The 11,373-nt window shown below is 56.3% G+C and carries 14 protein-coding genes; 8 read left to right on the forward strand and 6 right to left on the reverse strand.

From position 1 onward, the window contains the following. The first annotated feature begins 23 nt into the window (after nucleotides 1–23). The 8 genes from C8029_RS18315 to C8029_RS18350 all read left to right on the forward strand — a co-directional run bounded on the left by C8029_RS18315 (nucleotide 24) and on the right by C8029_RS18350 (nucleotide 6,706). Nucleotides 24–1,148, forward strand: coding sequence for an OmpP1/FadL family transporter (locus C8029_RS18315; RefSeq protein ID WP_009571266.1), 1,125 nt, complete (start codon nucleotides 24–26; stop codon nucleotides 1,146–1,148). A gap of 200 nt (nucleotides 1,149–1,348) precedes the next feature. After that, complete coding sequence (locus C8029_RS18320; protein ID WP_009571267.1) at nucleotides 1,349–2,272, forward strand: DMT family transporter; 924 nt, start codon at nucleotides 1,349–1,351, stop codon at nucleotides 2,270–2,272. A gap of 75 nt (nucleotides 2,273–2,347) precedes the next feature. Next, the gene (locus tag C8029_RS18325) at nucleotides 2,348–3,214 is read left to right on the forward strand and encodes a hypothetical protein (RefSeq protein ID WP_009571268.1); all 867 of its coding nucleotides are present in this window, start codon (nucleotides 2,348–2,350) and stop codon (nucleotides 3,212–3,214) included. A 36-nt stretch (nucleotides 3,215–3,250) separates the two neighbouring features. Further along, entirely contained in the window at nucleotides 3,251–4,174 is a 924-nt protein-coding gene (locus C8029_RS18330; protein ID WP_009571269.1) for a homoserine O-succinyltransferase, read from the forward strand. A 78-nt stretch (nucleotides 4,175–4,252) separates the two neighbouring features. Next, nucleotides 4,253–4,870, forward strand: coding sequence for an alpha/beta fold hydrolase (locus tag C8029_RS18335; RefSeq protein ID WP_152003458.1), 618 nt, complete (start codon nucleotides 4,253–4,255; stop codon nucleotides 4,868–4,870). Between the two features lie 23 nt (nucleotides 4,871–4,893). Next, entirely contained in the window at nucleotides 4,894–5,115 is a 222-nt protein-coding gene (locus tag C8029_RS18340; protein ID WP_152003459.1) for an alpha/beta fold hydrolase, read from the forward strand. A gap of 72 nt (nucleotides 5,116–5,187) precedes the next feature. Beyond that, the gene (gene ppk2, locus C8029_RS18345) at nucleotides 5,188–6,075 is read left to right on the forward strand and encodes a polyphosphate kinase 2 (RefSeq protein ID WP_152003460.1); all 888 of its coding nucleotides are present in this window, start codon (nucleotides 5,188–5,190) and stop codon (nucleotides 6,073–6,075) included. 10 nt (nucleotides 6,076–6,085) lie between these two features. After that, nucleotides 6,086–6,706 carry a TetR/AcrR family transcriptional regulator gene (locus C8029_RS18350; RefSeq protein WP_009571272.1) on the forward strand — a complete coding sequence of 207 codons (621 nt, stop codon included), beginning with the start codon at nucleotides 6,086–6,088 and terminating at the stop codon, nucleotides 6,704–6,706. Between the two features lie 119 nt (nucleotides 6,707–6,825). Here C8029_RS18350 and C8029_RS18355 read toward each other — a convergent pair whose 3' ends face one another. From C8029_RS18355 to rplM, 6 genes are all read right to left on the reverse strand, one after another. Beyond that, nucleotides 6,826–7,932, reverse strand: a complete 1,107-nt coding sequence (locus tag C8029_RS18355) for an ABC transporter ATP-binding protein (protein ID WP_009571273.1) — start codon at nucleotides 7,930–7,932, stop codon at nucleotides 6,826–6,828. Beyond that, nucleotides 7,932–8,732 carry an ABC transporter permease gene (locus tag C8029_RS18360; RefSeq protein WP_009571274.1) on the reverse strand — a complete coding sequence of 267 codons (801 nt, stop codon included), beginning with the start codon at nucleotides 8,730–8,732 and terminating at the stop codon, nucleotides 7,932–7,934. Before C8029_RS18360 ends, C8029_RS18355 begins: the two co-directional genes overlap by 1 nt. Then, nucleotides 8,732–9,637, reverse strand: a complete 906-nt coding sequence (locus tag C8029_RS18365) for an ABC transporter permease (RefSeq protein WP_009571275.1) — start codon at nucleotides 9,635–9,637, stop codon at nucleotides 8,732–8,734. The genes C8029_RS18360 and C8029_RS18365 overlap by 1 nt, the downstream gene beginning before the upstream one ends. 67 nt (nucleotides 9,638–9,704) lie before the next feature. Then, complete coding sequence (locus C8029_RS22120) at nucleotides 9,705–9,851, reverse strand: hypothetical protein (RefSeq protein ID WP_193217685.1); 147 nt, start codon at nucleotides 9,849–9,851, stop codon at nucleotides 9,705–9,707. A 149-nt stretch (nucleotides 9,852–10,000) separates the two neighbouring features. Then, nucleotides 10,001–10,480, reverse strand: coding sequence for a 30S ribosomal protein S9 (gene rpsI, locus C8029_RS18370; RefSeq protein ID WP_009571277.1), 480 nt, complete (start codon nucleotides 10,478–10,480; stop codon nucleotides 10,001–10,003). A gap of 2 nt (nucleotides 10,481–10,482) precedes the next feature. Then, a complete protein-coding gene (gene rplM / locus C8029_RS18375) occupies nucleotides 10,483–10,947 on the reverse strand; it encodes a 50S ribosomal protein L13 (RefSeq protein ID WP_009571278.1) in 465 nt (154 codons plus the stop codon). Nucleotides 10,948–11,373 lie beyond the last annotated feature (426 nt).

The raw sequence follows: 11,373 nt of genomic DNA on the forward strand, positions 1-11,373 counted from the left end.
GGGCTCGTTTAGGGATGGAGACTATGAAAAACACATCAATTTTGGCATTGGCCTGTGCGGTCACCGCGACAGGCGCATTTGCAGGCGGGATCGACAGGTCCGGTCAATCCATAGCGCCGATCTTTGAAGATGGCAGCTATTTGGAATTCTCGTTTGGGAGCGTGAGCCCAACGGTATCGGGCGTTCAGACCGGCACCTATAATGATGGCACGACGGTCGTTCCGGGCTTGGGTCAGTCCTCTGGCAACATGGTCGAGTCATACACATCCGTCGGTGCCGCCTATAAAACCGACCTAAATGACAAATTCAGCGTTGCGTTGATTTTTGACCAGCCTTTCGGAGCTGACGTCAATTATTCCTTCGCGGACTCCCCCGCGCCCTACGCCTATACTGGTTCCACAGCTTCGATCGATTCCAACAGCCTGACTGCAGTGCTGCGCTACAAAATCAACGACCGCATCTCGGTTCTTGGTGGTGTGCGTGAAGTGACCTCTAAGGGCAAAGTTGCGCTGTCCAACGGCTATACGATGAACACCACCACAGAAACCGATTGGGGCTATGTGATTGGTGCGGCCTACGAGATCCCCGACATCGCCCTGCGCGCGGCTCTGACCTATAACTCTGAAATCACCCATGATTTCACCACGACCGAGAACGGCGGTTTTGACAGCCCGATGGAAACCCGCCTGCCGCAGTCGGTCAATCTCGATTTTCAAACCGGGATTGCCGCAGATACGCTGTTGATGGCCTCTGTGCGTTGGGCCGAATGGACCGCGTTCGACATTTCGCCAACCGGCTATGTCGCCAGTGCGGGCGATGCGCTTGTCGATTACGACGATGACACGATCTCCTACAGCTTGGGTGTCGGGCGCCGGTTCAATGACAAACTGAGCGGTTCCATCATGGTCGGCTATGAAAAATCCACCGGCGGCTATTCTGGCAACCTCGGCCCAACCGATGGCTACGCCTCGCTGGGTCTTGGCCTGAAATATCAGATCACCGAGCAAACCGCGATTTCGGGGGGCGTGCGCTACGTTTGGATCGGCGATGCCGAAACCGAAAACCCAACGGCACCGGGCACCACATTTGGTGAGTTCACAGGCAATGACGCCACCGCGTTTGGCATCAAAATTTCGCACTCGTTCTAATCTGCAGGTCAAACAACCTGTAAAGATGGATGTTTCAAAGGCCCCGCCCCTCCGCGGGGCCTTTTCACATGTATCTAATGCTTCTGATCACATTTCGTGATCCTCTTTTACACAAATTCCGGTTTGCCTGCGCACCTGCCCTCCGCCATGGTCCGCACAGATCGACACCGTCCCGACGGGACATCCACAGGACACATCTCATGGCCCCGCAAAAAACCATTTCCGCCGCAGCATGGCTTGGCCTGGCCGCCATGGGTTTGCTCTGGGGCGGGTCTTTCCTGTCTGTCGCGCTGTTGATCCGCGAGTTGCCAATCTATTGGGTCGTCGCCGGACGCGTCACCATCGCAGCGCTGGTGTTATGGTCCTATGTGCTGATCAAAGGCCTGCCGGTCCCGCCAATGCGCCACTATCTATGGCGTTTCATCGTCGTCGGCTGCCTGACCTCCGCCCTGCCGTTTCTGTTGATCACCTGGGCGCAACACCGCATTCCCTCGGGACTTGCGGGAATTCTCAACGCCTCCACCGCGATTTTCGGCGTGCTCTTTGCAGCGCTGTTTTTTGCCGATGAAAAGCTCGGTCTGCGCAAAGGTGCGGGGGTGATTTTGGGCGTTTTGGGCATTGTCACCGTGATCGGCCCGGACGCGCTTCATGCCTTTGATCTGACCTCTCTGAGCCAATTGGCGATGATCGCGGCAACAATTTCCTATGGCCTATCCAATGTCATTGGCCGCAGGCTTTTGGCCGATCTCAAACCGCAAGTTGCCGCCGCCGGGATGCTGTCGGGTGCCGCCGTGTTTGCCCTGCCCGTGGCGATTGTCACCTCCGGTCCGCCGCCGATGTCGCTGATGCCGTCCACATGGGGCGCGCTTTTGTACCTCTCGGTGATGGCCACAGGTGTGACCTATTTGATCTACTACCGTGTGCTCAAATCGGCGGGTGCGGGCAACACCTCGCTGACCACGTTGATCGTCGCACCGGTGTCGATCGCGCTCGGTGCCGTGGTCTTGGGCGAAAGCCTCTCCCCCTCGGCCTATGCCGGGTTTGGCCTGATCGCGTTTGGGCTTTTGGTCATTGACGGTCGGATTTTGGCGCGGCTCAAGCGCATCAACCCGGTGCAAACATAACACAGCCCTGGCCAAAACCCCTTGCTCCAGCCGCGCCCACATGGCACCCAAGGGTGGATCAACAAAGGATGCGAGATGCGTTACACCTCGGGCAAAGACTGGCACGGCTGCGCCGCCAAAAGAGTTATTCTCTTTGGCATGTCAGGTCTTGGAAAAACTCATATTTCCAATATGTTGCGGGACACCAAAGCCTGGTATCATTACTCGGTCGATTACCGGATCGGCACGCGCTACCTGGGCGAGGCGATTGACGACAACCTCAAAAAGGTCGCCATGCGCGATCCGTTCTTGCGCGATCAATTCCTGTCTGACAGCATCTATATCAAATCCAACATCACCTTTAACAATCTGGCCCCGGTCTCCTATTTTCTCGGCAAACCCGGCGCGCCGGAGTTGGGCGGCATTCCGATGGTCGAATTTCAACGCCGTCAGGCACTGTTTCGCACCGCCGAAGAGGCCGCATTGATGGACACGGGCCATTTCATCAGCCGCGCCCAAGACCTCTACGGCTATCCGCATTTCGTCTGCGACACCGGCGGGTCGATCTGTGAATGGGTCGATGCCAAAGACCCAAGCGATCCGATCCTGAAAGCGCTCTCAAAAGACGCGCTTTTGGTCTGGATCAAGGGGTCGGAGGCCCATACCGAAGAGTTGATCCGCCGCTTTGACCGCGCGCCCAAACCGATGGCCTATCAGCCGGAATTTTTGGCAGCAATCTGGGACGAATATCTTAGCGAGAAGCGCGTCAGCGAAGCCGAGGTCAACCCTGACGATTTCATCCGCTACACCTATGCCCGCGCCCTCGCCCACCGTCAGCCGCGCTATGCCGCCATGGCCGAAAACTGGGGCGTGACCGTGAGCGCCGAAGACGTGGCGGCGGCCAAAACGCCCGAAGGCTTTGACACGCTGATCGGTGAGGCGCTTGATTTTCGAGCCTCGTAAACCTAAATGACTTTCCCACCACGAAGGACCTGACAGATGCCCATCACCTTGCCCGAAAACCTACCTGCCTATGACGTGCTCTCGGCTGAGGGGGTGATGGTCATGGGCGAAGGCCGGGCCGCGTCACAGGAAATCCGCCCCATCCGCATCGCGCTTTTGAACCTGATGCCGAAGAAAATTCAGACCGAAAATCAGTTTGCCCGTTTGATCGGCGCAACGCCGTTGCAGATTGATTTCAAACTGATCCGGATGAGCGAACATCAGACCAAAAACACCGCCGCCGAACATATGGAAGAGTTTTATCGCCCCTTTAACGAGGTCAAAGCCTCGGGCGAGAAATTCGACGGTCTGATCATCACCGGCGCGCCGATTGAACATTTACCGTTTGAAGAGGTGACCTATTGGGACGAGCTCAAAGAGGTGTTTGAGTGGACCCAAACCCATGTGCATTCGACCTTTGGCGTCTGTTGGGGCGGCATGGCGATGATCAATTATTTCCACGGGGTGAAAAAACACGTTTTGGAAGAAAAGGCCTTTGGTCTGTTCCGTCAAAACAACCTTGCCCCGGCCTCGCCCTACCTGCGCGGATTCTCGGACGAATGTTACATCCCTGTGAGCCGCTGGACCGAAATGCGCCAAGCGGAAATTGACGCGGTTCCGGCGCTGATCCCGTTGTTGGGCTCGGATGAAACCGGACCGTGTCTGGTACAAGACCCGGATCATCGCGCGCTCTATATCTTCAACCATTTCGAATATGACACCGGCACGTTGAACGAAGAATACCGCCGCGATGTCGATGCCGGAAAACCGATTGTGCCGCCGCTGCATTACTTTCAGAATGACAACCCGTCCTTGCGTCCGGTGAACCGCTGGCGCTCACATGCGCATTTGCTCTACGGCAACTGGATCAACGAGATTTATCAAACCACCCCCTACGACTTGGCAAAGATCGGTGAGTAAAGCCTGATCATTGTCGCCCTTTTCCTTACGCTGATTGCGGCAACGGTTTTAATCGCCCAAAAACGCGGTCAGGTTGCGATGCGAAAGGCACCGCAAACGGGTGAGATGGTCACCACTTTGAGTGGGCAAATCGTCCATGTCGAACGCTACGGCCCCGAGGATGCGCCGCCCATCGTGTTGATCCACGGCGCCTCCGGCTCAACCTATGACATGACATTCCGCCTCGCCCCGGCGCTTGCGGATCGCTACCGCGTCTATGTCGTGGATCGGCCCGGCTTTGGCTATTCGCCCGCTCTCAGTGACGAAAGCCTGGCGGCCCAGGTGCAAACCCTGCGCGATGCGATAGCCACGGTCGAGCCACGCAAAGTGATGGTTTTGGGTCACTCTTACGGCGGCGCGGCGGCCCTCGAATGGGCTTTGCAGGATCAGGATAATGTCCTCGGTCTGGTGCTGGTCTCCGCCGCGTCGCATGAATGGGAGGGGGACCCGTCGTTGTTTTACCGCACGCTCGCGACCCCGGTGATCGGCGACATCTTTGCCTGGATGCTCATGGCCTATGTGCCCTCCCCCGTCTTGACCTCTGAAATAGACGCGGTGTTTGCGCCGCAACATGCGCCTGAGGGCTATACCGCCTCGTTCCAACCGCGCCTGGCCCTGCGCCCCGCGACCCAGACCTTAACGCCCGGCAACGCGTGACGCTCAAGGCGCAACTGCGCGACATGATGCCCGACTACCCCTCCCTCACGCTGCCAATCGAATCTGTACATGGTACGGCGGATACCACCGTGGGCCTCGAGATTCATGCCGCACCTTTGGCGCGCGACGTCGCCTCCGATCATCTGGTGCGGCTTGAGGGGCTGGGCCATATGCCGCATCAGGTGGCAACACAGGATGTTGTGGCCGCCGTCGACCGACTGACCGCACGTCTTGCGGGCCGCTGACCCGCGCAGTTGCATTGCACTCGCATGCCAAAAGCCCCATATTGTTAAGAGTATTAACACGAAAGCCGTGACATGACCGACCTGCCCTTTGATGGCGCGATTTCTCGCTACTATTCAGACGAAGCCCCCAAAAGCATCCGCAAAGCCATCGCGGAAGGCAGTAAAAAGGACATCCTGTCCGACACTTACCCCTATTCATCTTGGATGAAAAAATCCGACTACCAAGACGAGATGGACGCGTTGCAGCGCGAATTGGCCAAGCTGCTGGCCGATATTCGTGCGACCGGAAAGCGGATTGTTATCGTGTTTGAGGGCCGTGATGCGGCGGGAAAAGGCGGGACGATCAAACGCTTTCGCGAAAACCTCAACCCGCGGTCAGCGCGCGTTGTCGCGCTCTCGAAACCGACCGAACGCGAAGCCGGGCAATGGTATTTCCAACGCTATGTCGATCACCTGCCAACCAAGGGTGAATTGGTGCTGTTTGACCGCTCGTGGTACAACCGCGCCGTGGTGGAAAAGGTGTTTGGGTTTTGCACCGATGATCAGCGTGACAAATTTTTTCACCAACTTCCCGAATTCGAGGACATGTTGATCTCGGAAGGCATTCAGCTTTTCAAAATCTGGCTCAATGTCGGGCGCGCCGAACAATTGCGCCGCTTTTTGGCTCGCGAAGGCGATCTGTTGAAACAGTGGAAACTGTCCTCAATTGATGTTGAGGGGCTCAAACGCTGGGATGAATATACTATGGCGATTGCCGAGACTATGGAACGCTGCCACAGTGAAACCGCGCCTTGGACGGTGATCCGGTCGGATGACAAATACCGCGCGCGCCTCAATGCGATCCGTGCTGTGCTCAGTCAGATTGAGTATAAAGGCAAAGACGAAAAAGGCTTGGGCGAGATCGACGATAAGATCGTCGATGGTCCGGCCCTGTTGATCACGGGTGACGTGGACGAATGAGCGGCATCGTATGACCAAAAAGCGCGGCTATCATCACGGCAATCTGCGTCAGGCCTTGGTTGACGCGGCTCTGAGCCTGATTGAGGAAAAAGGCCCGACCGGGTTTTCCTTGTCCGAGGCGGCCAAGACGGCGGGTGTGACCCCCGCCGCCGTCTATCGTCATTTCGAGGGCCGCGAGGACCTGATCGCCGAGATTGCCCGACAAGGCTACGAGGTCTTCGCCGATCTGTTGGATTACGCCTATGAGACCGGACAGCCCTCCGCCTTAGCGAGTTTCGAGGCCGTGGGCCGGGCCTATCTGGCCTTTGCGCGCAAATATCCGGGGCATTATGTGGCGATGTTCGAGAGCGGCATCTCGGTGCAACGCACGCCCGATCTGTATCAGGTCGCCACGCGCGCGTTGGGCGTGATGGAACAGGCCGCCGTCAACCTGTCCGAACATATCCCGGCCGAGAACCGCCCGCCGCCGCAAATGGTTTCGGCCCATATCTGGGCGATGTCGCATGGCGTGGTTGAGTTGTTTGCCCGTGGCTCCCCTGGCACCAAAAGCCCGTTTCCGCCCGAAGATCTGTTGGAAACCGGCATCGGGATTTACCTGCGGGGGCTAGGGCTGATCCCTCAGGACAAATAGGTAGATCTGTTCACTTTGAGACATAAAAACGTGAGACACAAAACGGGCTTTGGAGACACTGACCAAAGCCCGTTTTCTTGTTTGAGCTGAGCACGATCAAAGCGCTTGTTCGATGGGGTTTAGCCAAACACAACCAAAGCGCCGGGGGACCAGCTGATGCGGGCGCGGGTGCCGACCTCAAGCACGTCACGGCCAAACAAGTTGCGCATCGACAGGCGCACTGGCGTGTCCACCCCATCGAATTTCACGTCGTAATAGGTCATGTCACCGTAATAGACGACCTCTTCGATCATCGCGGGTGCTTCGCGGTGGGTCGGCGTTTGACCCTCATAAAGGATGGTCAGGGTTTCCGGGCGGAACCCGACCGTGGCCGCGCCTTCGGGGAAGCCTTCCGGGCATTGCTCCTCGGTGATTTCGGTCTCGCCCAGCCCGACGATATTGACGATTTTCTTACCGCCCTCGTGGCGACAGGTCGCGGGCAGAAAGTTCATCACGCCGATAAAATCCGCCACGCGCTTGGTTTTGGGGCGGCGGTAAAGCACTTCGGGATCATCGCATTGTGCAATCTCCCCCTCAAACATCACGGCGATCCGGTCGGACATGACCAGCGCCTCTTCTTGGTCATGGGTGACGAGGATAAAGGTGATGCCAACCTCACGTTGCAGCTTGATCAGCTCCACCTGCATTTGTTCGCGCATCTTGCGATCAAGGGCCGAAAGCGGCTCATCGAGCAACAGCACTTTCGGTTTGAGCACCAAGGCGCGCGCCAGGGCGACCCGTTGCCGTTGCCCCCCAGACAGCGCATGAGCGGCGCGGTTGCCATATCCTGAGAGCCCCACCATGTTGAGCGCAGCCTCTGCGGCTTCGGCCTTTTCCACCTTTGACAGTGGCGATTTGCGCAGACCGAAGGCGACGTTTTCGGCCACGGTCAGATGCGGGAAAATCGCGTAGGATTGGAACACCATATTGGTCGGGCGCTTGTTGGCCGGAACCCCCATCATATCCTTGCCCGCCAGCATGACAGAGCCGGAATCAATGTCTTCGAACCCTGCGATGGTGCGCAAAAGCGTGGTCTTGCCACAGCCCGACGGACCTAAAAGGGAAAAGAATTCGCCCTCGCCGATCTCAAGGTTGATCCCACGCAGCGCGTGATACTCACCATAGTGTTTTTGGATATTCTGAAGCGAAATAAGTGGTTTACGCTCAGGTTTTGCTTTGATCGTCATTAGAGGAAGCCCCCGGTGTCTTTGAGGCCTGCGCGCTTGGCGCCACGGCGACGGAAAATTTCAGCAATAGTGATGAGCAGGATCGAAAGAACCACAAGGATCGTCCCAAGCGCCATCACGGCGGGCAGCAGTTTTGGGAACCGCAGCATGGAGAAGAGATAGACCGGCAGCGTCGGATCGGCGCCGGTCAGAAAGAACGCGATGATGAATTCATCCATCGAAATGGTGAAAGAGATCAACAGCGCCGACACGATCCCCGGCATGACCAAAGGCAAGGTCACACGGCGAAAGGTCGAGGCGCGGGTTTCGCCCAGATCATAAGCGGCCTCTTCCAGTGACGGATCAAGGGCGGCAAAGGCGGAATTGAGAATGGCGATGGCGAAGGGCGTACAGATCAGCGTATGCCCGGCGATCACCGACCAGGAACCGGTGGACAGGCCCAGTTTCAGGATCACGACCAAAAGCGACACCGCGACGATGATTTCGGGCAGCACCAAGGGCAGCATGATAAAACCCATGATGCCCTTTTGGCCCGGGAAGTGATAGCGGGTCGAGGCCATGGCACCAAAGATGCCAAAAATCGTCGCCAACACGGCTGACGTCACTGCGATCTTGAGAGAGTTGAACAAAGCGCTGTGCATTTCCGTGATGTCCAACAGCGCCGTGAACCATTCGGTGGTGAACCCGGTCAGCGGAAAGGCGATGATCGTCGAGGTGTTGAACGCAAACAGCGGCAACAGAAAGATCGGCGCGTAAAGAAACACCAGATAGAGAATGGCATAGGTTTTGAGCGTTTTCATCAGCCGCGCCCTCCTTTTTTACCGCCGCCTGCGGCCCGGTAGCCTACGATCAGGAACACAATCGCGATCACGGCGACGATCAACATCGCCAAGACCGCCAAAGTGGCTCCCAAAGGGGCGTTGTTGAGGCGCAGGAATTGGGTTTGGATCATATTGGCAATCATGGTCCCGCCCGGACCGCCCACAAGTTTCGGGGTGACGTAATCCCCAATTGTGGGGATAAAGACGATCAGCACAGCGGCGACCACGCCCGGGGCGGCCAAAGGCAGGGTTACGCGCAGAAAGGTCATGGTGCGGCTTTCCCCCAGATCGCGCGAGGCCTCAAGATAAGAGCGGTCGATTTTTTCAAGCGCCACAAAGATCGGCAGGATCGCGAAAGGCGCATAGGCATGGGCCAATGTGATGATCACGGCGTTGACATTATATAGGATGAAAGTCAGCGGCTCGTCGATGATACCGACGAGTTTCAGCCCGGAATTCAACACGCCATTGTAGCCCAAGATCACTTTCCACAGGAACACGCGGATCAGGTAGGAGGTCCAAAACGGGATGGTGATGAGGAAAATCCACAGCGATTTTTGCTCTGGCTTGACCCCGAAAGAGACGAAATAGGCAATGGGAAAGGCCAAGAGAACGGTGACCACCGTCACCGACCCCGACACCATCAAAGAGCGCAGCATCAATTCACGATAGAGTGGATCTGACAGCGCCTCTTTGTAATTGACCAATGACAGGCCGGGAGCAAAATCTCGTACCCCTGTCTGGGTCAGGAACGAAATGACAACAATCGCAATCAAAGGCACCGCCAAAAGCAACAGCGCATAAAGTGCCGTGGGCGAGACGAGCAAAAGCCCGACTCCTTGATCCGTTCTGAAAAATCGTCGCAATTTTTCCCCAGCTGTCATCATATTTCCCCTTCGTGCGTGGTATTGCCCTTACGCTCCGCAAATTTGATCAAATTTGCAAGAAGTTTTATTTCAGGCCTGTTCCATGACCGACAATTTCAATGCATTTGCCACTTTGTCTAGCATCAAACAGGTATATTTGCGTTTGCATGACGCGCATCTTCTTTTTCATACTGCGGCACAAAGCATCATAAAACTGGCGGGTGCGCTTCATGATATAGGGCTCGATCGGCCATATGGCCCAGGCGTTTGGAGCGGCCAAGAGCAAGTGCCACAGTCCCAGAAAAGGGCACGATAAGACCATAAAAAAGGCCGCCAACAGAACCCTCTGCGGCGACCTTTTGCGATATATATCCAGCGAAATTAACGCTTGGAGAACTGGAAGCTCTTACGGGCTTTGGCTTTACCGAACTTCTTACGTTCCACAACGCGCGAGTCGCGGGTCAGGAAGCCTGCGGCTTTCAAAGCGGCGCGCAAGGAGGGATCGTAAAGCTGGAGGGCTTTGGAAATGCCGTGCTTCACAGCACCGGCCTGACCCGAAAGACCACCGCCTTTGACGGTTGCGACAACGTCGAACTCGCCTTCACGACCAGCAACAGTAAACGGCTGACGCAGGATCATCTGAAGCACGGGACGTGCGAAATAGACGTTCTGTTCTTTGCCGTTCACGGTGACCTTGCCGGAGCCCGGTTTGATCCAAACGCGAGCGACCGCGTCTTTACGTTTGCCGGTTGCATAGGCGCGACCCAAAGCGTCACGCATCGGTTCAACAGGAGCGGCAACAACAGCGGTTTCACCAACAGCAGCGTTCAGCGCGTCCAGGGATTTGATTTCTTCAACCATGATTATGCGCTCCGAGTGTTTTTCTTGTTCATGGACTTAACGTCCAGAACTTCGGGATTCTGAGCTTCGTGCGGGTGCTCTGCCCCTGCGTAAACGCGCAGGTTGGTCATTTGCTGACGAGACAGTTTGCCGCCCGGCAACATACGCTGAACCGCTTTGGTCACGACGCGCTCGGGGAATTTGCCCTCAAGGATCTGACCGATGGTGCGGGATTTGATGCCGCCCGGATGGCCCGTGTGCCAGTAGAAACGCTCGTCGGTGCGTTTTTTGCCGGTCAACTGGATTTTGTCAGCATTGATGATGATGACATTGTCACCCATGTCCATGGACGGGGTGAAGGTGGCTTTGTGTTTGCCACGAAGGCGCATAGCGACGATCGAAGCAAGACGGCCCAGAACAACGCCTTCAGCGTCGATCAGGATCCATTTCTTGTCGATGTCCGCCGGTGTTGCGGAAAAAGTTTTCATTTGTCTTGCCCTTTAGGGTGGGAATTCGGATGGGCGAGTTCTAACGGTTTCGCGCGCCACGTCAAGCGCCACAAATCTTATTTTATGCAGCAAATTCAGCACGTTAAAAAATAGGTATTATTTTACCCCACATTTTTCTGCTTTTGGAAGCCCAAAACGTCTCTTTGCCTGCATCCCTCGACCTTTCCATATGTTTTCCAGCACTGTCACTCAAATCCCCCCTCACCGAGGTATAGATCTCATTTTCGGTATACATTGGTATACCCCACTTCCCTTTTGCTGCCCAATGCGCTATGAAATCCGCGACTCCCCACCCTCCTCCGTTCCAAGGACATTCCTATGACCAAGATCAAGGTAGACAACCCCATCGTTGAGATGGACGGCGATGAAATGACCCGCATCATTTGGGACTTCATCAAGAAAAAA

This window comes from Roseobacter sp. TSBP12 (assembly GCF_009129705.1).
GTDB classification, from domain to species: domain Bacteria; phylum Pseudomonadota; class Alphaproteobacteria; order Rhodobacterales; family Rhodobacteraceae; genus Celeribacter; species Celeribacter baekdonensis_A.